Here is a 25,032-nt window from a genome sequence, read left to right as displayed (position 1 = left end):
ATAAAAATGCGTATTTTCCCAACGATTTGCTTTTTTATCGTAAATGTCAAATGTTGAAATTGTTTTAAATCCGGCATTTTTAAGAAGTTCTATCTCTTTATCTATATGTCTATAAGTAGAAAAATATTTTTGCTTGAGTTCATTTGAATACTCAACAAAAACATCTTCTTTAAGTCCAAATTGCTGTTTAATCAGTAATTTGGATTCCCCCCCCCCTCTTTTTGTAAGAATTTCTTACATTTTGTATAAATTTGTTTGCTTTCTTGCTCATTGAAAAATTGCATCACACCAAAAAGCAATACAAGATCAAATTTTTTATTCGTATCAAAATCTTTTATATCTGCATTGATGATTGCAACATTATCCGCACGGACAATGAGATTTGAAAATTCTTTGAATTTTTCTACTGCTAAAACAAAATTGATTTTATTATAATACAAATTTAAAGCCCCTCCGCTCCCTGCTCCAAGGTCCAAAATATCTGTATTTTTATCCGTAAAACGCAGGATGAAATTTGCATCTTCTTTGTAGTGGTTGTTGATTTTATTAACCTTAACACTCTCTTGAGTTAAATCCGGAGTTTTGGAGAGATTTTTCCAATACTCTAACGCTTTTTGATTATCCATATTTTTCCTTTCTTGTGATTTAGCCCCAAATTTCATTAGAATTGTATTTTTGATGATTTAAATATTCTCTAATATCACTAGAGCTAATATGCGGTGTTCTTTTGATTCTTAAAATTTTTTTATTTTTACTTTTACAATACAAAATAGCCTCCTCAAATCCCTTATGAATTTGGTCTTCTCCCACGCAAAAAATATCAAATTCCACTTCTTTAACGATTTGATTGACTTCTGTATAAAAGATTAACTCATCAATCTCTTTTATAGAATTTAAAATTTCTTTGCGTTGATTTTCATTATAAAAAAGCTTGATTTGAGGTTTGTATTTAAAAACAAATGCGTCCTTTTGTATGGCTACAATAAGCTTAGAATTTTTTTCTTTCTGTTTGATTTGCTTAAACAATCTCAAATGCCCGTAATGAAAAAGGTCAAAAACTCCCACAGCTAAACATCTTTTCATCATCACTCCCTATTAAAGCTTTTCTCAAATTTTTTATAATAAATCCAAGTATCCACTATATCCGGACGCATTTTTTTAATGCTTTCTAATTCTTGGTCTAAGATGGTTTTTAACTTAAATTTTAAAATAGAATTTTGATTTAAATATTCTAAAATATCCTCTATGCTAAATCTTTTTGCCTTTTCTATTTCATTTCTTTTCATCAATTCTTTTTGAAAATATTTGAAATATTTTTTTGCTGCTTCGCATAAAAGCTCATCAAAATAACATTTATATTCATTTTTGTTTGCATAAATTCTTATATCACTTCCTTCATACAACCAATTCTTTTGTCCTAAAATTTGCTCACTGATATCGATATAATCCCTTTGATTTTTACTAAGTTTCATAAATTGATAAGCAGTGATGAGAAGATCCACTTTAAATTTTGTTTTATCCCAGCTGTTTCTGTATTTTGGAAGAGCTTGTAAATCCTCTTTATTAAGATAGGTTAAAACATCTTGATAATTAAGACTTAGAGTAAGAGGAAGTAAAGCAAAAAGATTTTCTTCTATCAATCCTTCAAAAAAATCCCTATCTTTTGGTGGATTAAGCTTATATTTTAAAGCAAGTTTTTTCATAGTTTCAAAGGCGTTATTTGGCATAAGTTCATTGTCTGTATCAACAAAATGAATATCACTGATGCAATTTAAACCCTTAATCGCAGAAGCTTGTCTTAAAAATTCTAAAGAACAAAGATAGTTTAAAGCGTTTTCAAGACTATTTTGCCCACTCCATGCATAATAAATTCTATCTAAAATAGCATTTAAATCATCTTTTAAAGTAAAGCGATAGACAGCATTAGGTTTATTCCAGCGGTTATTAGCAAGCAAAAGCTTTATAAAAGGGTCTCTTACTTGCACCAAGCAAGGACTTTTGTGGATAAAAAATTCACAATAACTTTTATATTCTTTAATGGAATATTTTGAACCTGCATATTGTATAAATGGAAGAATTTTGAAAAAATTTGTATGATTAGAATCGAGTAAAAAATCATAAAAATGAGTGTAAATGATTTTTAAATCTATAGGCAAGTGATCCTTTGCTCTTTTTGCTTCACATTGTTCAAAAAAATTTAAAATGGCATTATGCCCACTTCGACTCCCTGAAATCAAAATCAAATCATAAAGCGGTGGCAAAGGCAGGTTTAATTCCCAAGCACATAGAGCCGGAATGTTTTTATAATCACATTGATGAGGATTGATTAAAGGTTTTCTTTGAAAATGAGAGAATTCTTTTTCAAATAAATCAGAATCAAGCCATTGATTGATTTTTTCTAAATTTTCAAAGATAAATTTTAAGGTATGAAGACTAAAATTTTCAATTATTATGGGATTTTCAAAAGCTCTAAGCTTGAGTTTAAGATTTGAAAATTCATTGTATTCTTTTCTTGCTTCATTGATAAAAGAATAAAGCCTAAAATAACCCCCTGTGAAAATTTGTTTATGAGCTTTGATAAAAGCATTTCCAAGTAAAAAAGATAAATGTTTTTTACAAAGCAAAGCTTCTTTATAGTCTCCTAAACTTTCAAGATTTGCTCTTTTGAATTCGGGGAATATTGCAACAATTTGTTTGTAAGCTTTTATTTTTTTATTGTGAGATTTTATGATACCTAAAAATTTAAAGATTAAAATAGGAACAAATAAACATCTTAAAAGGAATTTAAAATTTTTTATTTGTGAATTGTGATAACCCCCCCCCTAAAAGTGGTTGTTTGACAAATTTTATCACACACGAACCAAGTTTATAAGACAGAGTGTTTTTTATCCTATCCGTTGCTTTCATTCTATCATCCTTTATGAAAAATTTCTAAGCATTATATCAAAAAAAAAAAAAACAAATTTATATCAAATAAAATTAAAGAATTTTTTGTTAAAGTTATATCTTAAAAACAAGGTTTAAAGATGAATCCAAGCGAACTTAAAAAACTTCGCACCGAAAGTGTGTTAAGAGAACTCATTCCCCGAGCTTTGGCTCATTTAGATGATGAGCTTTTAAAAAATCTTTGCGTTGTAGATGTTGAGTGCAGAAAGGGACGCTATGATGCCTTTGTGTATATCGATAAAATGTCCTTCGATGCAAAAGAACAAGAACAAATTCTCACACATTTAAAAAAAGCAACAAAAATTTTGCAAAATTATTGTATGAGTGAGCAAGGCTGGTATAAAAGCCCCTATTTGCATTTTAAATTTGATGACAGATTAGAATATCAAAATCGTATGGATTTTTTATTTGAAAAAATTAAAAAGGATAGAAATGAATCTTGAAGCCCTATGCAAAGAAGCTGGAGTAAAACTCTATGATACAGAGCTTACAAAGGAAAATGGTAAAAAAATTTATCGTATTTTTATCTTTAAAGATGGGGGAGTGAATTTAGATGATTGTGCGAGATTGAGTGAAATTCTCTCGCCCATTTTTGATGTGGAAGATCCTTTTGATGAGGAATATTTTTTAGAAATTTCATCTCCGGGACTTGAGAGAAAACTTCAAACTTTAGACCATTTTTCTAAAAGCATAGGAGAAAAGGTAAAGATTAGCACAAAAGACAATGAAAAAATTCAAGGTGAAATTTTAGCCGTTAAAGATTCTTGTATCTTTTTAAGAACCGGACAAGCTCAAACAATTTCTTTAGAATTCCACAATATCAAAAAAGCAAAAACCTTTGTAGAATGGAAAAATTGATACCTTGCGATTGCAAATATTTAAAAGGCAAAAGAATTTGCTTAACAAAGCATTTTACAAAGCTCAATGCTGAAAAATCATTGTTTTAATCAGTGCATAAAAATTGATTGTGCTTAGAAAAAATCAGCTGAGCGTTTAAATTTATTCATCTTCTCAATTGACCCCCCCCCTCTTTTTTTGTTAAAAATATAATTCAATTTTTTCTAAGCTTAAAAACACAGAACTTTAGAATTGATAGCTTTTCTTGTATCTTTTTGCCCCGTGTGAAGCTAAAAAAATATTTTCATTCCATAAAGGATTAAAACAAACAAGAAAACATAAAATGTCATTCATCTCTTAAAAATCCCGTAAGAGGAGAACTCGCCTTTGCAAATTCATTCACTCGTGGAATTTTAGCCAAATACGCTTCGCGTCCTGCACGAATAGCTAAAGCAAAGGCTCTTGCCATTAAAGCAACCTTTTTAGCTTCTGCTATGGCTGTATTAATCATCACTGCACTCACTCCCATTTGCATTGCTTCACATGCTTGTGCTGGTGTGCCAATACCCGCATCGACGATGATGGGTAAAGAAATTTCGTTGAGTAGAATTTGTATGAATTCCTTAGCACAAAGTCCTTTATTGCTTCCAATGGGAGCTGCTAAAGGCATAATCGCCGCCGCTCCAGCCTCCACCATAGCTCTTGCAGCGTAAAGATCAGCATGCATATAAGGTAAAGGCGTAAAGCCGTCTTTTGCTAAAAGTTCTACAGCCTTAATCGTTTCGTAATTATCGGGCAATAAATACTTGCTATCGCCAATCACTTCAATCTTTATAAGCTCTCCACATCCAAGCTCTCTTGAAAGTCTTGCGATACGCAAAGCTTCTTGTGCATTTCTAGCCCCTGAAGTATTGGGCAAAAGAGTGATATTTTTAGGGATATAGTCTAAAATATTTGCAATTTCTCCTGTATTAGCACGTCTTAAGGCAAGAGTGATGATTTGTGCCTGTGCTTCTTCTACCGCTGATTTTATAAGCTCTAAAGAATATTTTCCAGAACCTAAGATAAAGCGGGATTCAAACTCGAATTCTCCGATTTTAAGGGTGTCTTTATTCATTTTTATCCTCACTAAAATTTTCAAAATATTTTATCTTATTTGGATTAAAAATTTTTAATTTTTCAGCATTCTAAAATATTCTTTTAAATTTTTATCTTGTTATAATATTATAATAAAAGCGGTGATACAAGCAATATTTTGTGCTTTTATTTTTTAAACATCAAAACAATTTTTTATTTCAAAGAAAGCATTCAAGCTTTTATCGTAATAACAAGCATGTTCATAGCATACTTTAACAAGCTGATTTTTCAAATTCTTTTTTAATACTGCATTGATTTAAAAAGCATTATATTGAATTCCTCTTTGAGATATTTTTCATTTTCTTCTAAGATTATCCAAAATAATACCATTTAAATTTTGCACAAGAGCTTTTTTAAAAAGCAATTTAAATCAATTTTTAATTTGCACCAAAAGCTCTAAAACCAAATTTGCTTGATGAGCTGCACAAATATTAACCCTTGGTGCCATGAGTCCATTTCCGGGTTGTGCGGCACTTTCTAAATCCCCGCACACATAGAAATTACAAGCAATTTTTCTTGTTTGTATGGAATTTGAATTCCCATATCCAGCAAGTCCAGAGCCACAAATAAGCACTTTATCCTCAAAATAGCGATGAAAATTTTGTGCGAGCATAGCCTTAGCCAAATCACTATCAAAAGCTTCGCAGACTATATCATCATCTTTAAATAAATCCTTGATATTATTTTCATCAATCCTTAAAGTATCGATTTTTACTTCTATAAAAGGATTGATTTTTGAAATTTGTTCCTTCATCGCTTCAGTTTTAAATTTCCCCAAATCTTCTATCATATAAGCTTGACGATTGAGATTGCTTGGTTCAATCACATCAAAATCAATCAAATGAAGTCTGCCAACCCCACTTCTTGCAAGCATAAGGGCTATATGTGAGCCCAGTCCGCCCAGTCCGCACACAGCGACGCTTGAAATTTTAAGCTTATCGTAAAGTTTAGGCGTGTGTCTTGCTCTCATCATTGCTTCAAGAGCATCTTTTGGAGGCAGGGTATTTTTACTGATACAAAAAAGCTCATCGGAGTCTTTTAATTCCTGCTTTGCCTTTGTAGCAAAGCCATTGATTATCCATACATCGTTTTCATCTTTGCTGTGTTGTTTAAAAAATTCCAAAGTATCCTTGCAATTTGTTTCATAATCCTTGCCATTGAATTTTATCCTCATCAACCACCTCCTACAAAGCTTACAATCTCGGCTCTATCGTTTTCTTTTAAGATTAATTTTTCAAATTCATTTTTTGGGACGATTTTGCCATTGAGTTCTAAAGCAATCAATTCTGTTTTTAAACCTTTTTGTTTTAAAAGGTCTAAAAATTTCAGTTCTTTCATTTCAATTTTCTCTCCATTGATGATCATATTTCCTCCAAATTCTTTTGCAAAGCAAGGGTTTTCTCAAGCACTTTACAGATATTAAGTAAATGCATGGTTTCATCTTTTGACATTTCGTAATCTTTGCGGTATTTTAAAAAGGATTTAATCACTTCATAACCTCCTATTTTAAACTCCATTATTTCTTTGCTCACGCCTTTAATCACCAAATTTTCATTTAAATAAAGCTTGTTTTCTCTCCACCTTTCTTTCACAGCTTCAATTTTAAGACTCTGCTTTTGTTTTTCATCTAAAAAGTCCAAAGTTATTTTTGAATCTTGTGGAATTGTCTTAAAAAGATGGAGGTCTAAAAGCTCTTTTCCGTATTTTATCAATGCATTAAAACTTTCTAAATCCACTTCAAAATTTATGCGAGGAAAACCGCTTTTTAGGTATTCTAAGTGGTTTTTGCGGTAGTTTGGATTGAATAAATTCGCATAAATAAAGGCTAAGATGTCTTCGGGACTTTTGTCTTTTAAGAGTTCATTGTTTTTGCAAAAATCTTTAAAATTTTGAGTGAAATTAGGAACTTTTTCTAATTCTTGCAAATGCTCACCTAAAGTGCTTTCATAGCGATAAAGTGGGGCAATATAGGTTTCAGAACCTGTATTTTTACCCCCAAGACTTCTATCCGCAATCGTATTGAGGGCTAAACCATAGTCAAAATTTGGATTGAGAGTTGTTTTAGGAAAACAAAGCCCTAAATTTTCACCCCACAAAAAATGTTGCATTGTATCATAGCAAGGATAGCCTAAAAATCCTTTGGAATTTTCATGCATATAAGTATAACGAAAATCAAAGGGACGATAGGCGATTTTTTGAATTGTGCCTTGATTTTTCTTTACATCTTGTTTTGCTCTCTCAACGCCCCAATCTCTAGAATCTGTAACTTGATACTTTTCTCTAATGTCCTTGACTTCTAAATTTTTAAAATTTTCTAAAGTTTCTTTTAAACTATTTATGTTAAGATGAATACAAATTTTGTCTCTTAATGCTGAAATTCCACTACTAAAATTTTCAAATATTGTTTTACAATCTCCTAAAGCCTTATCCTCTGCCAAAGCCCAAAAATTTTCATATTCTTTGTCCTCTAAATTCTTAGGCACAAACCAAAAATAAGGCTCTTGGGGTGTTAATTCTTGCCATTTTATGGACTTTAAGCCCTTTTCTTTGAGTTCATTGAGTAGGGCTAGTTTGTCTTTTTTAGAAAAGATTTGATTTTCTAAGCTTGAATGATAATACAATTTTGCCCCCGTGCTGTGCTCTTCTTTGTATTTGACAAAGAGTGAAATGCAAACGCCTACGCGAATGTCAAAAATATTTTTATCCTCCTTAGGCTCTTTATCGCTTCCGTGAAGATTGAGTATGTAAATTTCATCAAAGCTTTTATAGAGACTCTCTCGCATTTTTCGGTGTGTGCGTCCGCTTAAAAAAGAATTGTTTGTGATGAAGCCTAAAAGTCCTTTTTGATGTTCAAAAAGGGAATTTTGCCTTTGTTGTTCAAGCAGTTTCCACTGGGCAAAGCGTATGAATTTGATATAATCATCATCTAAATTAAGCTTTGTTTCATTTAAACCCTCTTTGTAGCTTTGGAGCAGGTCTAAAATTTCTTTGCCTTTATTTTTGCTTTTAACATTGTAGGGAGGATTGCCTAAAATGACAAGCAGATTTTGAGAATACTTGACGTCTCGGGCTTGTTTCCATTCCTCATCAAGATGTTCTAGGGGCATGTCTAATTGATGATTTGCTGTATTTTCTAAATCTAAGGTGTTATTGAGAAAAATTTTCAAATCATTTTCATCAAAATTTGTAAAACCTCGCTTTTTAAGAATCAAAGAAAGCTTTAATCTCGCAACAATATAAGCCACAAAAGAGAGTTCAAAACCATAAATGTCTTTTAAAAATTTATCCTTAATTGTCGCGTGTTCAAGGGCTTTTATATTTTCTTCTTTTAAAATTTTTTCAAAAACACAAGCAAGGAAACTCCCCGTTCCTGTCGCAAAATCAAGCACTTTGACGCCCTCATCAGCAAAGCCTTTGCTTTTATTGAATTTATCTTTTAAAAATGTGTGCAAACTTGAAACAATCATCTCTACAACTTCTTTTGGTGTATAAAAAACTCCGCCTTCTTTACGCTTTTGAGTGGCTCTTAACTCATCGTAGGATTTTAAAAAATCCTCATAAAGATAGATGCAAATGTCCTCAAGCTCGGTATTTAGCATTTTGCAAAGTTCGCTTTTGTCAATTAAAGCGAGGGTTTTCTTTACATTTTCAAGGACATAAACAATATCTTTAGGTATGTCAAAAGAGGGCAGTGCAAAATAAATGAATTCAATCAAAGTTTTAAATTGACTCGGCAGGAGTTTGATGAATTCATCTGTTGCAATTCTCTCTTTTTTTGTGTCTTGTTCTAATTCTACAAAAGAAACAAACATTCCATAAACGATACTTTGAGCTATAATATCGCAAAAATCAAGCTCACTGAATTCAATCTTTTGCATTCCTTTAAAAGTGTCAAATGTGCGTTGAAAAAATCTGTAAAAGGAATGTCCTTTGATGAGTGCGTTTTTAGCCTCTTGCCTTTGTTTTTCTTGCTTGTAAGCTTCATTTAATGAATAACTCAAATAAAAGCTTTGAGAGCTTAGAATTTTCACAAATTCATCTTTGGTTTTAATCGTTGTATGCGTGTCGTTAAAAAATTTTTCTATAAGTTCTTTAAATTTTAAAAGCCTTTGCGAGAAATCATCAAAAAGGTCTTCATTTGCGTCTAATTCATCATTAAATAATTCTACCTCTTCTACAATCTTATCAAAAGAAAAAAGGATAAATTTTTTGTAATTTGTGAGTATGATATTAGGTGAAATGCTTAGGTATTTATCAAGTTGAGAGCTTTTGATGTGTTTGTTTAAATTCTCTGTGATGTTCTTGCATTCTACAAAGCCAATTAAATTTTCATAGCTTAGTTCATCTTCTTTATCTATGGTTTTATAAACTTTAAAATCGGGTCTTATATGCCCCTGATTCTTTTCACTTTGAGCTTCTTGTATGAGTTTTGTGCCTTTGGGCTTTAAGGCTTTGAGACAATTTTCTAAGGGAGTGCGGAAGGAAAGTTCATTGTATTTTTTACTCTCATAAAGCTCTTTAAGTTCTTTTTGGTAAATTTCTAATTGCTCTTTGTAAATTTCATTCAATTTCAGTCCTTAAAATCAAAATTTATCACAGATAAATTGCAAGTTTGTTTTGCTCTTTTCTCTCAAAATTCTGTGTTAAAAATTTTCTATCAAATCTTTAAAAACAAGGCAGAGTTTTTCAAATTCCTCGACGCTAACTCTTTCATTGACTGCGTGGATTGTATCGTTACAAACTCCAAATTCAGCAACCTTAACCCCAAATTCAGCAAAATATCTCGCATCGCTTGTGCCACCTTTGGTGTTAAGCTCGGGCACAATGGAGGTGATTTTTTGCACACTTTCATTGAGTTTTTGCACGATTTTATTTTGAGCATCGGTTAAAAAAGGTTTGGAGCTTTGAGAGAGTTCTAACTCATAATTTAAGCCTTCACAAATCTTTTCTATATAATTTCGCACATCTTCAAGGCTTGTATCTGGAGAATTTCGCACATTAAACATAAGTTTTAAGTCGTTTGGCGTCACATTATGAAGTTGCATTCCGCCACGAATATCTGTGATAACGATTTTAGAGGGAGAAAATTCCGCACTTCCGGGGTCTAGGTCAAATCCTGCTAAGAATTTTAAAACTCCTGCAAAATCGTGGATAGGATTGATACATTTTTCAGGATAAGCCACATGTCCTTGTTTGCCTTTGATGGTTAATCGCCCATTGATTGAGCCCCGCCGACCGATTTTAATGCTATCGCCAAATTTTTTCACACACGTTGCTTCAGCAACCACAGCATAATCGGGCAGGATTTGCTTTTCTTTCATGTATTTTAAAAGCTCTAAAGTGCCATATTTTGCATCGCCTTCCTCATCGCTTGTTATGAGCATTGAAAGCCTTGAGCCTTTAAAATTTGCTTTTTTTGCTGCCCAAAGAAAGGCTGCTAAACCGCTTTTCATATCTTGAGCCCCTCTTGCATAGATAAAACCTTCTTTTTCTATGGGTTTAAAAGGATGACTCTCCCAGCCCTCTCCCGCACTGACCACATCAATATGCCCTCCAAAGGCTAAATGCTCACCTTCTTTAGAAAATTCTTTTGTAAGCAAAAGATTTCTCACTCCTTCTTTTTCAATGAAAACAACTTGAAAATGACTCAATTCTAAGGCAATAAAATTTAAGGCTCCATCATCTTGAGGCGTTATGGATTTAAATTTCAAAAGTTCCATTAAAAATTCTTTTGCATGCATTAATTATCCTTTAATAAAAAAGTTTTATAGACTAAATTTAAAGCGAAATATTCTATAATGATGGCTGAACTTATATTGATAAAATATATCACTTTTGCACTGAATAAATGGCTGAATCGACCCACAAAAAACGATAAAGAAAAAATCCAAAAAAGTATGAATAAAAACAAACCCGCAATCATAAAAAAAGCAAATTCATTCTTTGTAAAAATCACAGCTATACTCAACCAAAATCCTATTACATAAGGATTTAAAGCATTTAAAGTAAAACCTTTTATAAAGCTTTTAAGCAGACTTTCATTGAGCTCTTTTTCTTTAAATTCTAAGGCTTTATGTTTAGACTTAAAAAGTGAAAAAGCTATATAAGTTAAAAATATAAAGCCAAAAACCGCTAAAATTTTTGTAAAAATTGCACCCTTTAAAAAACCAAGTAAGCCAAAATTAAGCAAACAAAGAAACATTATGTCCGCACTCATAGCTCCAAAGCCTATACAAAAGGAATTTGAGAAAGATTTTAAAGCATAAGATAAAATTAAGATATTTATAGGACCAAAAGGCACAGCCACACCAAGTCCTAATAAAACTCCACTAAAAAAAGCTTCAAACATCCATAAATTCCTTTATATCATTTGCGATTTTATCCATAGCATCCAGCACATTTTCAATGTAAATTTTATCAAAAAATTGCTCTAAATATTCATCTTTTTCCATAATATTTAAAATGCTTTTTTCACACATTCTTGCATAATGTCCCACAGGCAAAACTTGTCCGGAAGTGCCTATACTGATGAAAAGATTTGTTCGATTTAAAAGTTCATAAAGCGTAACATAAGCGGGGGCTTGTTCTTCAAACATAATGATATTATGCCTTAAATTCTTACTTTTGCATCGGGGGCAGATTTTTCCTAATATACTTTCATAGTTTATGTTAAAAATTTCTCCGCATTCTAAACAGCGAAGTTCGGGCAAAAAGCCATGCAAATGTATCACTTCTTCACAACCTGCACGTTCGAGCAAATCATCGACATTTTGAGTGACTACAAATAAATTTTCTTTGTAGTGTTTTTTTAGTTTTGCGATGATTTGATGAGCCTTATTTGGCTTAACATGTTGAAGTTGGGCACGTCTTGCATCGTAAAAATCCAACACTTTTTGAGGATTTTTTCTAAAGCCCGTAGCAGAGCAAACTTCCATTACATCGTATTCTTCCCAAAGTCCATTGCTGTCTCTGAAAGTTCTTAGCCCACTTGGAGCTGATAAACCTGCACCGCTAAGTATCATTACATTTTTCATTTTTGCCCCTTGCAATAAAATTAATTTTAACACAAAAAGCTTTAAGTCCTCAATAAATGTTTTTAAAATTCTTAATTTGTCTTATAAATTTGAAATGAATTTTTATTTTTTGGTTTAAAATTTCGCGTTTAAAAAAATATTTTAGATAATTTAAAAAATAAAGCCTAAATTTTCATTTGAGATAAAAAATTCTTAAATTTTTTAGTTTTATTGCCTTTTTTAAAGAGTATTTTTAGATTGCTTTTTGATTTTAACTCTTAATGACAATCAAAGAATAATTTTACTAATAGCTTTAGTTTCCGCTAATATTATTAAATTTATTCATTGTTTTAGCAAGAAGACAACAATATAAGCTATTTTCTACAAAACAATAAATATTAGATTAATATAAATACTAGATTAATATTTAAGCCCTAGTTTGATTGATAAGATTATTAAGTCTATCCATAACAGAAGCTACATAAGAATTAATGCTTTCACTACTTGCTTTCCAACCATTAGCTTTTGCTTGATTAAATTGTCTGTCAAACCAAGCACCACCATAGCCTATACTAGAATCTTGCCATTTAACCCCATTTTCATAAGCATAGATATGACCATCTAACCAACCTCCCAAAGCATCCGCTTTTAATAAACTTGTAAAATCAACCTTACCTGTCATAATATCATCGATATTAACATGAGAACCATAAAAACTTTCTTTAGCCATAGCTGTATTATAAGCTAATGCTATAGGATTAAGCTGTGTGTTTCCACCTGTTAAAGTTATACCTCTTACAATATTATTTTGAGATTTTAAGAAACTCATAAACAAAGCTTTAGCGATGAGCAAATAAAAGACTTAGATGCTTTAAGTAAAGAATTTGGAGGTGCTTTAATCAGCAATTAAAAATCACACTTACAAGAAAGCTTAAGCAAGGTTAAAAAGCTTTTATAATGAAAAATACCCAAATTATAAATTCACACAAAGCACGAGCGATTTTTTAAACGTACTTAATCAAGCCTAGCCATGGCACAAAAAGGCACGTTTGATTGATTATATTAGAGCAGATGAGAGCGGACTTAATGTCGGCATTTTAACTCAAGTCGCTTCGCAAAGTCCTAAGGCTCAAACGGCTTTAAAAGAAATCTTGCAAAGCTCCAGCAATGAGATTAAAAAACAGCTTTCAAATCTTAACATTGATTCTAAGGATTTAAAAGAGATTTTTAAGGGCTTTGAGAGTGAGAGCAAAGAGGCTTACAATGAAGCCATAGACAAGACACTTCTTAATGCTTTTAAGGATGAAAAAACAACAATCAGCCCGGCAAATTTTGCAAAATTCGCCCAAGAAATACAAGAGAGCGGACTCATTTTAGAGCTTAAAGATAAAAACTTTTTGCAAGTGTTAAGTAAAAATCTTTACAACGAAGACGGCGTGAATCTTAAGCAACTCATTAATATGCGTAAGAGTTTAAACGCTAATTTTAAGGAGATTACAGACCCAAATCTTAAAAATCATTTTCAAAGTGCTATCGAAAATTTTATTAAAGATGATATTGATAAAGGCATTGAAAACATTTTTAAACAAAATCCTAAACTCACCACTCAAGCGATGAAGCTTTTTCAAACGGCAAATGAGGATTATTCACAGCTTAAAGCCGTGCTTAAAAATGCAAAACGTTTAAAAATCTTTGATGAGAACACAAAAAAAGATAAAATCTTGCACAAACTCATCGATTTTGCAAAGGGACAGGGGCAAAAAGAGCTTAATAATTTAGATGTTTTAACGCAGGGCTTAAGGCAAAGCGAGATTAAAGATATAGAAATCAGTGTATTAAATACACTTTATAAGGACAATGAAAAGCAATTTAAAAATGGCTTGAATGTTTTTGATTCTCAAGGCTTTTTAAACGCGTTAGAAAATCTTAATAACTATCAATTTAAAAGCCAAGAAGCAAAAGACTTTATCAAATACACAAAGGACTTTAACAAGCTTTTTTATAATGATGTGAAAATCGCAAGTTCAATCTTTGAACCAAAGGCAACGAGCAGCTCAAGCACAATGGCAACAAGCATTCAAGGTTCTGCACAGGTAAAAATCACTAATTTTTTAATGGACAGCATTTTAAGAAACTTATCTTTGCCTTTCTTTTTACGCGGGGGGACAATGGATCAAAGCATCAGCAAAAGGGCGTTAAAATTTCAAATCGAAAGGGCATTAAATCATGCCGATGGTTTGAGTGATTTTAAGAAAATTTTGCAGAGCAAAACAAAAACAGGGGATTTTTCAAACGGAACAAGAAAAGCTTTAGAGCAATTCACTCAAGCTTTAGAAAAAAGCGAAGATGAGTTTTATGAGCAATTAAAACGCATTGAAAGCAAGGATTTAAACGCGTCTTTGCAAGAGGAAAAAAACGCTGACATTATAGGGGGACTTAGACAGCAGGCAGGTGAGCCAAAAGGCTTAAAACCCCCAACCTCCAAAGATGATTATAACACAAACGCAAAGTTTAGTCAAGAACATATCAAGCAAGTTTTAGAGCATTTACAAGCCCAAGACATCACACGCAAACACTTAAGCGACGAAGAAATCAACGCACTTTTAAAACGTTTTGATAATATAGACAATCTCAAAGAACATCTTTATACAAGAGCGGATGCACAAACAAGAAAAGCTCTATTTGATTTAATCGATGAAACCCTTTATAATCCGCATTTTAAATACATAAAAGATGGAAAAACGAAATATTTAAAGAAATTTAAAGACACAGATAAAGACAAAGACGCTTATTTTTATCTTTTGATTACTAAAGATCAAGATAAAACCTTCATCACACATTTAAAAAGCCGTGATTATAATTATTTTGCTAAAGAATTAAGCACAGCCGAACAACTTTTGCAAGGCGAGAATCTTATTAAAATCAAACCCAAAGACGAAGCTTTAAACGCTAAGACTCAAGAGGGGCTTAAACAAGACGTGCAAAGCCAAGACCTAGAAAAAGCATGGCTTAACACTTTTAACCTTAAAAGCCTTGATGAGGATTTTATCCCCAATCTCAACGCCCAAGCAAGGGAGGCTTTAAAAGATGTTTTGAAAGGTGAGCAAATCCATTTAAAAAGCGGGAGTTTAGTGAAGCTTATTAAACAACATCGCTTAAAATATTTAGACAGAATCCGCCCCACCTTAGAACATCCGGAACGTATTATTATGCAAAATGATGGGGCTTTGATTTTTGCGAAAAATTTTAATGAGAAAAAACATTTTACAAGTATTGCTAAAAATGAAGTGGGAGAGTGGATTATTACGAGCAATGCACCCAAAAGTGAAAGGGGATTAAACAATAAAATTAAACAAGGGGGAAAAGAATTATATCATCAAGCGGCGAGTCAGATTAACGCTAATCGCCCTTACGTTGATAAAGCAAATTCTAATATCAAACTTGACAATGCAGATTATACCACAAAAACCCAAGAAAAGCAAGAACAAGTTTTAAACCCTTTAAAACACAATGAAACCTTAGAAAACGCAGGAGTTAAAGACTTAAAAAATGCTAAAAACACAAGCGAGGAGTCTTTAAACGCTAAGACTCAAGAGGGGCTTAAACAAGACGTGCAAAGCCAAGACCTAGAAAAAGCATGGCTTAACACTTTTAACCTTAAAAGCCTTGATGAGGATTTTATCCCCAATCTCAACGCCCAAGCAAGGGAGGCTTTAAAAGATGTTTTGAAAGATAAACCGCTAAAAATCAATAGAGCCGATTTTGAAAAATTAAGAGCAAAAGACCGCTTAAAATATATTAACGAAATCAAAGACACGCTAGAAAACCCGCAATTAATTTTTAAAGACGCCAAAGGCGATCTTATTTTTGCAAAAGAGATTAAAGAAAAGTTATTTTTGACAAACATAAGCCGAGAATATGAAAAAGGATTTTTGAGCGTGAGCATAAGTCCTAAAAAAGTAAATACAATTAAAAACAAGCTAGAAAAAGCACAAAATATATATTTAAATAAGTTAGACTTCAAACTTCGGGAGTCCTCAGCACAAAAAGCTTTTACAGGCGTCCTGTCCTTAGCCAACAAGCCTAACTCAAAGCAAAGTCTAACAAATCAAAGCTTAAAACACAATGAAACCTTAGAAAACGCAGGAGTTAAAGACTTAAAAAATGCGAAAGAAAAAACAATAAAAGCTATTGACAACTATGCACAAAGTGCAGACTTTAAAGCTTTAAGCAAAGACAAGCAAGAAGCTATTTTAACTCAAAGCAAGACAAAGCACAAAGGGAATTTTATGCGAAATTATTTAAAGATACGCAAGAAAATCCGCATTTAGTTTTACAAGTTAAAACAGGTGAAAACTTAAGGACAGAGTATATTAAAGCCTATAAACATAAAGAGACGCATGATTTATTTTATATTGTTATCACACAAGATAAAGTTAATATTACAGCTTACCCAACGACTCAAATAAGAAAAGTGATTAATGATATTGTCAAAAGTGAAAAAATACAAAATGCGGAAGCTCTTCGGGGGATACAACAAACCGCCAAGCCGATTAATGATAATCCAAGCCCCGAACTTGCAAAAGACACTTTAGCAAATCAAAGCTTAAAACACAATGAAACTTTAGAAAACGCAGGAGTTAAAGACTTAAAAACAACTTCATTAAGCTATAATGAAGCCATAGACAAATTAAATCATATCCAACCGCAAGAAATACCGCCAAAAATAAATATTGATACCTTTTTAAAAACATTCAATCATTTCAAAAATAAGCAAAATTTTATTAATCATTTTTCAAAAAAAGCCGACAAAGAGCAACGTTTAGCTTATTTAAATCTTATTGAACCGACTTTTAAGCAACCCGATTTAATGTTTAAAAAAGATAATAGACAAACTTTTATTAAAGCGTTTAAAGATGAGAATAATACATTTTTTTATCTTGTTATAACACAGGATAACAACGAGAAACTTATCACAGCTTTTAAAACAAATCGTAAGGCTTTTATTGAAAAGAAATTAAAAAACGCCGACCCTATCCTTACTTTTGACGGCAGAAATAGCAAAAATGAAAAATCATTGCAAGGGCTACAAGAGCATTATAACACAAAAATCCAAGAAAAGCAAGAACAAGTTTTAAACCCTTTAAAACACAATGAAACCTTAGAAAATGAACCTTTCGGCGTAAATTTTAGTGCCTTTTATCATAAAGGCAAAGAAGCCATTAATCATTTGTTAAAAGAAAAACAAGGGCAGGTTAAAGGAGCATTTTATAGGGAGGATTTGGGCGATATTAGCTTAGTTTGGGGAGAAGCAGGAACAGGAAAAAGCGATGGTTTTGGTTTAGCCAAGATTGCAAAATATCATCCCGAAGTTTTGGAGGATTTAACGCAATTAATTGAAAATTTACCATTAAAAAAACAAACGCAAAACAGAATCACACTTGAGGATGAGCATTATAAAGCCGTGATTAGAAATGATTTTGACGCTAAAAAAGAAAAATGGGTTTTAACAGCGTTTGAAAAAAAAGAAAGTATCATTAAGCGTAGGACAGACCCGCTTAATACGTCAAATAACGCTTTTGAAAGGACTACTTCAAAAGATACTTTAGAAGATTTTACCATAAAACTAAACAAAAAGCAAATCCAAGAGAAGAAAGAAGAAGTCATTAAGCTTTTAAACAAAGCAGGATATACAAAAGAATCTTTTGAAAAGGTTTATTTTGATACTTTTAAGAGCTTAAAAAACGATCCCGATTTTGTCAAGAGAGCCTCCGGAATCATTGAGGCAGATATTATACAATCAATAAGTGAAAATTACAAACCCAAAGCCTTACAATATACATATGATTATCTTAATAAGTTTTATGATATTATGGATGATTTGAGCGAAAAACTCACAGGAGAAAGACACCATTATGATTTTAGCTATAAAGCTTCGTTTATGGATAAACCAGAAAGTTTCGCAAAGCATATTAATAACTTCTTAGATAGCCAAGAGAGACTTTATGCAGAATCGGGCGACTTAGCTTTAAAAGAACCACAGCAACAAAAAGCATTTAAAGAGTATGTGAATAACGCAAGAGCCTTTTTAAAAGACGTGCTAAATGATGAGGCATGGCATCAAGCCGTTAAAGAAGATGAAGCTTTAAGCGAATTTATAGATCAAAGTAAAATCTTAGGAAGTGCTGAAAGAGAATATTTACAATCTTTAATGCCCAATTTTGATCATAGAGCTTTTTATAACTCACTTTTTGAACAAAGCAAACACGGCACACAAGAACAAGCCAACAAAACACAAGAAGCTTCAATAAACACAAAGCAAGAGTCTTTAAACGCTAAGACTCAAGAGGGGCTTAAACAAGACGTGCAAGAAAGCCCACAAGAAACGCAAAATGAAATGTTATATCTCAACACAGACTCACCAAAAGGCATTAAGGCTTTAAGAGAGGATTTAAAAGCTCATTTACAACCGCTTTTAAATAAAGAGATTATAAACAAAGAAACCAATATGCATGGAGTGATAACGCAACGCGAGATGAATAAAATATCTAGCAATAAAGCAGTGGAAAAAAGCTTAAAAAATGGATTTAGCACAGACGAGCATTTTAAAGCGAGTGCAGAAATTAAAAATTTATTTGAAAATGCAACACTCACAGAGACACACGCGGACAACAAGCACAGAATGAACATTTTAGCTGTGCATAGATTTAAAAGCGATTTAAAGATAAATGATAAAGAAGCAACTGCCAAAATAACGCTTTTTGAAAAGAAGCAAGGCAAAAATAAAATTTACACGTTAGAATTAGAAAGCCTTGAAAAACCCACCCCCTTAAGCATTAAAGCGGATAATGCAGAGATGGCAGTTAAAACTCAATCGGTAGATGCCCCGCTTAAAACCCCTACTAGTATTGTTAAAACTGATAGTGCAAATCTAACACAAAAGCCCTTAAAAGACTCTAAAGAGCCTTTAGAAAATGAACCTTTCGGTGTGAATTTTAGTGCCTTTTATCATAAAGGCAAAGAAGCCATTAATCATTTGTTAAAAGAAAAACAAGGGCAGGTTAAAGGAGCATTTTATAGGGAGGATTTAAACGCATTAAGTGGAAATGGAAATATTGATGTTGTCTTTGGGGATTCACATTTTGGATTAAAGCACATTTTAGAAAAACACAGGGGAGAGTTTAACGCCTTCAAAGGAGAAAGCGAAGAGGCTAAACTCATCAATGCTTTAAGTGAGATTGTAGAAAAAGGGAAAATTATTAAACAAAATGAAGCACGTTATCGTATAGAATATGATAATTATGTAGCAGGATTAAGTGCGGATTTTAAAGGTAATAAAACAAATCACTTTATTTTAACAACATTTAAAAACAAAAAAGGGAAACAGGCTGACACTTTCACGGAACAACCTTTTACGATAGCATCCGACAATGTTGCTAAAAACCCTATTGAAAGCTTACCAAATACGGGCTTAAAAGAACTTAAACCCATACGACAACAACATGCAGAAACCCGCAAAAGAAAACTACAAAATGAAGCCCTAAAAAATCTTAAAACATACCTAAAAGGCACGTTTTTTGATGATTTAGAAAAAAAGAAAATAACACAAGATTATAATAAAAACCGACTTAATTTATGGAATTGTGAAGTTTATGAGAGGTATTTAGAACAAATGCTAACCCGAGACTTAGGAAGCGGCGGACATTTAGCGGAATTTTTTATAGAAGAATCAATAGAACACCTTAAAAGTGGAAAATTAAATCGCGATGATCTATTGCGAGAATATTTTATAGTAAAAGAATTTGAAATCTTAAGAGACACCCCCGACCAAGAAGCTAATAAAGCCGTAAAAAGTTTTATTGAAAGCGAGATAAAAAGAGCTAAAGAGTATCGCGAAATACTCAAAAAACACGACCCTACTCTTTACAGCAACCCCCATTTAGGCAGCGGATTAGCAGGGGGAAGTTTAGCAGGATTAGAACGCGATGAAGAGGGAAATGTGAGTTTTAATCCACAAAAATTTCTTTTAGGATTTTTAGGCGGAGGTTTAGGAAGTTTAACCCTCTCAAAGGGCTTTAAAGTCTTAAAAGACAATCCACAATTTAAAGAAGCGGTTAAAAAAGAACTAGCCGACACCCTAGCAAAAGGTTATGATGAAGCCGTGCAAAAATATCCCTTTTTAGAAACATTCAATCTCAAAAACCACATCATACAAAACGAAAAAGGCAGATTAGCCCAAGCAAACCACATTTTAAAACAAATGCAAAGGAGAGAAGCAAAAGCACAACACACACTTAAAACCATAGAAAATTATACCCAAACGCAAGACTTTAAAGCTTTAAGCAAAGACAAGCAAGAAGCTATTTTAAGCCTTAAAACTATAGAGCCAAGCGTTATGCCCGAAGAAATAACAAAAGAGGATTTTTTAAAGCTAGAAAATATTATGAATAAAGAAAATTTTTTAATCCATTTGCAAACCCGCTCCGATACAAACCGGCCGGAATTCTTGCATTTAGTTGAGCCAACGCTTAAAGATTATGATTTTTTACTTCATAGAATTAACAGCAAAGGACAAGAAACGCAAGAATTTATAAAAAGTTTTCAAGGAAAGAATGGAGAGCTTTTTTATATAGTCATAACACCACGAAATGAAAATGATTTTTTATTGACAGCCATACCGACAACGCACGTGAGAGCACTTATTAAACATATAAGCACGGCACGGAACATTAAAAAAAGAAATTAAAAAAAGATTGAAACGCCCACCCTTATCTTACTTTTGAGTGGATCGAACGGCAAAAATGTTAAAACATTGTAAGACCAGATACGATATCCATAGGGATTTATAACCGCAAAAGTTAATCTTTAAAAGATTCTAAGCCCTAAACTCTACAAAAAATATTATAATATAATCACACTTAAATAAATCTAAAGCGCAAATCAACCCCCCCCCCTTTTTTTTTACAGAGCTTTAAATGAAAGCACTTTAATGAAAATAAAAATAAAAAATACCGAATTTTTGCATTTAGTTGAGCCAACGCTTAAAGATTATGATTTTTTACTTCATAGAATTAACAGCAAAGGACAAGAAACGCAAGAATTTATAAAAAGTTTTCAAGGAAAGAATGGAGAGCTTTTTTATATAGTCATAACACCACGAAATGAAAATGATTTTTTATTGACAGCCATACCGACAACAAAAACAAGGGAAATTATAAGCAGAATAAGAACAGCACAACATTTAAAAGCACGAGATTCAGAGGGATTTCATCCGCACGAAGCTAATCTTAAAGAAGATTCTAAGCCCTCAACTTCACAAGAGCATTATAACACAAAAATCCAAGAAAAGCAAGAACAAGCCAACAAAACACAAGAAGCTTCAATAAACACAAAGCAAGAGTCTTTAAACGCTAAGACTCAAGAGGGGCTTAAACAAGACGTGCAAGAAAGCCCACAAGAAACGCAAAATGAAATGTTACATCTCAACACAGACTCACCAAAAGGCATTAAGGCTTTAAGAGAGGATTTAAAAGCTCATTTACAACCGCTTTTAAATAAGGATATTGTTAATGTGAATACTAATGAGAGGGCAATTTTAACAAATAAAGGCTTAAGAAAGATGATGAGCGAAAAGGCTATCAATAAAAGTGTGCAAAATGGATTCAGTAGGGATGAACATTTTTGTGCAGTCAATCACATTAAAAGCCTTTTTGAAAATGCGAAAAAATCACACATAAGCACAGATTTAAAACACAACGACAAAAAACTTTTAATTCACAGATACAACGCAAATTTTAAACTTAACAATAAAGAAGCAAACGCATTAATTACGATTAAAGAGATTTTAGAGAATGGTAAGCACATTTATTCTTTAGAGTTAGAAAACATACAAGCCCTTAAGTTTAATCCGAGTGGCACGGACTTAAGGGACAACCGCTAAAGTCTTATAGCAATCGTAACCACAACGACGATGCGCCCTTTAATGATTGTTAGAGTGATTATAACATTTTTTTATAAATCAAAGCTTAACGCGTCTTTAAAATGATTTCTTTAAGAATGGTTATAATCAAGCTTTCAAGTGTATTTTTTTCAGCCCTTAAGTCTTTGAGTGCTTTAATGATGATTTCGTTGTGTTTTTCGTTTCTATCAATTTTAAGCTTAAGCTGTAAAAAAGTATCTAAACATCATTTAATGTTAAAGTTAAGTGTGCATTGTCTTTTTTAGTCTTTTCTAAAGCGTTTTTAATGAGTGTTAAAAGCTCTTTTTCATTGTTTAAGCTTTTCAAGTATAGCCTTTAATTCTATATCGTTTAAGCTAGGCTGTTTTAAAGGATTTTCATTATAATATTTTTCATCTTTTTGTTCTTTGTATGCTTGTGCATGTCCTTTTAATTCTAAAAAAAATTATTTGCATAATTCTTATGTAAGGCGGTATTTTGATAAAAGAATCAGAAGCGTTAAAAATAACAATGGGCAAATGACCACTATAACCCGGATTTGCAAAACTAGAAATGGGCAAAATTAAGCCTAATCTTGCAAAGGTGCTTCGCGGTAAAATAAGCCCACATTTATATTCTGGTATGGTTACTTTTTCAACACTAGAGCCATATAAATACGAAAGAGGTGCTAAATCATACCCTTTTGCCAAGTCTATTTCTTCAAAGAGTTCTTTGCTTTCTAACGCGTCCGGTTTGAATAAATCTATATCTTTTTTAGCCTTATTTTTGCTTTTTCATTGAGGCTTAAATCAATAGAAGCTCCTTGAATATTATAATCATTTAAGCAAGTGATACATTTTAAATTTTTAAGCTCACTTGTTTCAGTCAATCATATTAAAAATTTTATTAAATTATCTTAAAAATTTTCAAAAAATTTTATCATTTTTATTTTTTGTTTCGTTTTAAGCCCCTTTAGGTAGAAATCCTAAATGTCTTTAGTGCTTTGGTGTTTTGCAATGTTGAAAGCCCTTAAAATCGTGTTTTGGTTTGTATGCTTAAGCTTATGGTGTTTTTTAGTTTTGTTGATAGCACTTGACAAATTAAAAATTTTATTTTAAAATAGGGGTAATTTTTAAAGTTTGTTTTAAGAAAAATTGTCTTTATGGCACATTTTGGCAGAGCTTTAAAGCATTCTTTGATTTTTTATATCGATGAAATACCTATTAAATGGGTGTTTGATTGTTTTTTTAAATATGTTGTAAAATCTACAATTGAAATTAATTAAAATGGGCTTATTTGTGGCTTTTGATAAATTTTATTGATTTCACCTTGTTTATATTTTAAATTTTCTAATGTTTGTATGAAATGATTAAATCAATTCTTGTGATTTTTAAAAATTCACTTTCTTTAAAGTACAAAAGCCTTAAATATACAAGTTTGCAAAAGCTTAGTAAATAAAATCATTTTTTCATCTTTTATTCCTTTTAAACACTCGATAATTACTAAAACAAGTTTTGATAAAAGAAATTTGTTGCATAATATTTTTAGTCAATCTTTTATCTTTAAAAATTTCAAACTTATCCATAAAAATTAGATATATAATCCATAATGCTTTCAAATTTTGTGATAATATAAAATTTTAGAAAATTTATATATGATTTGCTTATAAAAATAATAAAATTTCAAAATATTTATCTTCTAAGAAAACACCATTAATAAATTTTAGTTTGATTTTTTTAAAAAATTAAAATTTATGAAGCCTTGATAAATAAAAAATCCATATCTTTAAGTCAAAATCTTTACAATCGGTTATTTATCAACGCATTCTTTCATACATTCTAAGTCAATATAAAATCACCATTATCAACAAATCTAGCAAAATCTCACTTGCTATTTTATTCCATTAATAAATATTTGGCTTTAGTTTTTATAAAAACTAATTTTTTTCATCTCCTAAATTTGGCTTCATTTCTATGATTTTCCAAGCCAATCCAGAAGAATTGAGTTCATCCATAAAAGGTTTGGCTTCAAATTCTTCTATATTAAACACGCCTTTGCCCTTCCAAATTCCTTGAGCAATGAGTTTTGCTCCTATCATTGCAGGCACTCCTGTGGTGTAACTGACAGCTTGAGCTCCGGTTTCTTTAAAACATTCTTCGTGATTGCAAACATTATAAATATAAATTTGCTTATCTTGACCATCTTTTTTACCGCGTATCACGCAACCTATATTTGTAAAACCCTTAGTTCTAGGACCTAAACTTGCAGGATCGGGCAATAAAGTCTTTAAAAATTCAATCGGCACAATATCCATTCCCTTATGTTTTACCGCTTTAATGCCCAACATACCGACATTTTCAAGACATTTCATATGAGTGAGGTAATTTTGTGAAAAGGTCATAAAAAAGCGAATTCTTTTCAAGCCTTTGATATTTTTAACAAGACTTTCAAGTTCCTCATGATAGAGCAAATAGCTATCTTTAACACCCACTTGAGGATAATCCCAACCCATTTTTATCTCCATAGGTTCAGTTTCTATCCACCTACCTTCTTGCCAATATCTGCCTTTTGCAGAAACTTCTCTAAGGTTGATTTCGGGATTAAAATTCGTCGCAAAGGCATATCCGTGATCACCTGCATTGCAATCAAGTATATCAATAAAATGAATTTCATCAAATAAATTTTGCTGGGCATAGGCACAAAAAACATTCGTAGCACCCGGATCAAAACCGCTTCCTAAAAGCCCTAAAATTCCCGCATCTTTAAAGGATTTATTGCGAGCCCATTGTTCTTTGTACTCGAATTTTGCAAGACTTGGATGCTCATAATTTGCAGTATCAATATAATGAATTTTTGCTCTAATGCAAGCGTCCATAAGGGTTAAATCCTGATAGGGCAAAGCCAGATTGAGTAAAATTTCAGCTCCACTTTTTTTGATAAGCCCCACCACCGCTTCACTATCATCTGCATCAATTTCAGCTGTGTGGATATTGACATTTAAACGTTGTTTTATAAAAGACGCAATTTCATCGCATTTTCTTTTTGTGCGACTAGCCAGAGTGATTTTATCAAATACTTCTTGATTCATAGCACATTTTATCGTTGCAACGCGACTGACTCCACCGGCACCGATGATTAAAAGATTAGCCATTTTTCAACCTT

Annotated in this window: 18 protein-coding genes and 1 pseudogene; 5 read left to right on the top strand and 14 right to left on the bottom strand. The window is 32.0% G+C overall.

Annotated features, from left to right (window positions below):
• Positions 1-191 precede the first annotated feature (191 nt).
• From CCUN_RS08880 to CCUN_RS10185, 4 genes are all read right to left on the bottom strand, one after another.
• Positions 192-626, bottom strand: a complete 435-nt coding sequence (locus CCUN_RS08880; protein ID WP_051521681.1) for a class I SAM-dependent methyltransferase — start codon at positions 624-626, stop codon at positions 192-194.
• Positions 627-645: 19 nt separating this feature from the next.
• Complete coding sequence (locus CCUN_RS08875) at positions 646-1,083, bottom strand: FAD synthase family protein (RefSeq protein WP_027305303.1); 438 nt, start codon at positions 1,081-1,083, stop codon at positions 646-648.
• 2 nt (positions 1,084-1,085) lie between these two features.
• Positions 1,086-2,624, bottom strand: coding sequence for a DUF2972 domain-containing protein (locus CCUN_RS08870; RefSeq protein ID WP_027305302.1), 1,539 nt, complete (start codon positions 2,622-2,624; stop codon positions 1,086-1,088).
• 160 nt (positions 2,625-2,784) lie between these two features.
• On the bottom strand, positions 2,785-2,907 hold the full coding sequence (locus CCUN_RS10185) for a hypothetical protein (protein ID WP_280521951.1): 123 nt from the start codon (positions 2,905-2,907) through the stop codon (positions 2,785-2,787).
• A 119-nt stretch (positions 2,908-3,026) separates the two neighbouring features.
• On the opposite strand from CCUN_RS10185, the gene rbfA reads away from it, so the two are divergent.
• Positions 3,027-3,389 (top strand): 30S ribosome-binding factor RbfA, encoded by a 363-nt coding sequence (rbfA, locus tag CCUN_RS08865; protein WP_027305301.1) that lies wholly within the window; start codon positions 3,027-3,029, stop codon positions 3,387-3,389.
• Positions 3,379-3,804 (top strand): ribosome maturation factor RimP, encoded by a 426-nt coding sequence (gene rimP, locus CCUN_RS08860; protein ID WP_027305300.1) that lies wholly within the window; start codon positions 3,379-3,381, stop codon positions 3,802-3,804. Before rbfA ends, rimP begins: the two co-directional genes overlap by 11 nt.
• A gap of 325 nt (positions 3,805-4,129) precedes the next feature.
• On the opposite strand, the gene CCUN_RS08855 is transcribed toward rimP, so the two are convergent.
• The 8 genes and pseudogenes from CCUN_RS08855 to CCUN_RS08820 all read right to left on the bottom strand — a co-directional run.
• Positions 4,130-4,900, bottom strand: a complete 771-nt coding sequence (locus CCUN_RS08855; protein ID WP_088245164.1) for a thiazole synthase — start codon at positions 4,898-4,900, stop codon at positions 4,130-4,132.
• A 390-nt stretch (positions 4,901-5,290) separates the two neighbouring features.
• The gene (gene thiF, locus CCUN_RS08850; RefSeq protein WP_088245163.1) at positions 5,291-6,097 is read right to left on the bottom strand and encodes a thiamine biosynthesis protein ThiF; all 807 of its coding nucleotides are present in this window, start codon (positions 6,095-6,097) and stop codon (positions 5,291-5,293) included.
• Entirely contained in the window at positions 6,094-6,285 is a 192-nt protein-coding gene (thiS, locus tag CCUN_RS08845) for a sulfur carrier protein ThiS (RefSeq protein WP_027305297.1), read from the bottom strand. The genes thiF and thiS overlap by 4 nt, the downstream gene beginning before the upstream one ends.
• Positions 6,282-9,488, bottom strand: coding sequence for a type ISP restriction/modification enzyme (locus CCUN_RS08840; RefSeq protein ID WP_035175670.1), 3,207 nt, complete (start codon positions 9,486-9,488; stop codon positions 6,282-6,284). The genes thiS and CCUN_RS08840 overlap by 4 nt, the downstream gene beginning before the upstream one ends.
• Before the next feature lie 75 nt (positions 9,489-9,563).
• Positions 9,564-10,661, bottom strand: a complete 1,098-nt coding sequence (dapE, locus tag CCUN_RS08835) for a succinyl-diaminopimelate desuccinylase (RefSeq protein WP_027305295.1) — start codon at positions 10,659-10,661, stop codon at positions 9,564-9,566.
• Positions 10,661-11,269, bottom strand: coding sequence for a LysE family transporter (locus CCUN_RS08830; protein ID WP_027305294.1), 609 nt, complete (start codon positions 11,267-11,269; stop codon positions 10,661-10,663). Before CCUN_RS08830 ends, dapE begins: the two co-directional genes overlap by 1 nt.
• Positions 11,262-11,954, bottom strand: a complete 693-nt coding sequence (locus CCUN_RS08825; RefSeq protein WP_027305293.1) for an SIR2 family NAD-dependent protein deacylase — start codon at positions 11,952-11,954, stop codon at positions 11,262-11,264. The genes CCUN_RS08830 and CCUN_RS08825 overlap by 8 nt, the downstream gene beginning before the upstream one ends.
• 406 nt (positions 11,955-12,360) lie before the next feature.
• Positions 12,361-12,774, bottom strand: a pseudogene (locus tag CCUN_RS08820) (Cj0814 family flagellar-dependent secreted protein); the annotation flags it as partial.
• Between the two features lie 208 nt (positions 12,775-12,982).
• Here CCUN_RS08820 and CCUN_RS08815 point away from each other — a divergent pair.
• The 3 genes from CCUN_RS08815 (at position 12,983) to CCUN_RS08805 (ending at position 21,873) form a co-directional block, all read left to right on the top strand.
• Positions 12,983-16,264, top strand: a complete 3,282-nt coding sequence (locus CCUN_RS08815; protein ID WP_085296687.1) for a PBECR2 nuclease fold domain-containing protein — start codon at positions 12,983-12,985, stop codon at positions 16,262-16,264.
• A 143-nt stretch (positions 16,265-16,407) separates the two neighbouring features.
• Entirely contained in the window at positions 16,408-20,679 is a 4,272-nt protein-coding gene (locus CCUN_RS08810) for a putative barnase/colicin E5 family endoribonuclease (RefSeq protein ID WP_085296686.1), read from the top strand.
• 243 nt (positions 20,680-20,922) lie between these two features.
• Positions 20,923-21,873, top strand: a complete 951-nt coding sequence (locus tag CCUN_RS08805) for an LPD3 domain-containing protein (RefSeq protein ID WP_085296685.1) — start codon at positions 20,923-20,925, stop codon at positions 21,871-21,873.
• Between the two features lie 410 nt (positions 21,874-22,283).
• On the opposite strand, the gene CCUN_RS08800 is transcribed toward CCUN_RS08805, so the two are convergent.
• Complete coding sequence (locus CCUN_RS08800) at positions 22,284-22,637, bottom strand: dCTP deaminase (RefSeq protein WP_084483682.1); 354 nt, start codon at positions 22,635-22,637, stop codon at positions 22,284-22,286.
• 1,169 nt (positions 22,638-23,806) lie between these two features.
• Entirely contained in the window at positions 23,807-25,021 is a 1,215-nt protein-coding gene (locus tag CCUN_RS08795; RefSeq protein ID WP_027305786.1) for a saccharopine dehydrogenase family protein, read from the bottom strand.
• Between the last annotated feature and the right edge of the window lie 11 nt (positions 25,022-25,032).

This window comes from Campylobacter cuniculorum DSM 23162 = LMG 24588, assembly GCF_002104335.1.
Lineage (GTDB): Bacteria > Campylobacterota > Campylobacteria > Campylobacterales > Campylobacteraceae > Campylobacter_D > Campylobacter_D cuniculorum.
This window is presented reverse-complemented; position numbering and strand designations above follow the sequence as displayed.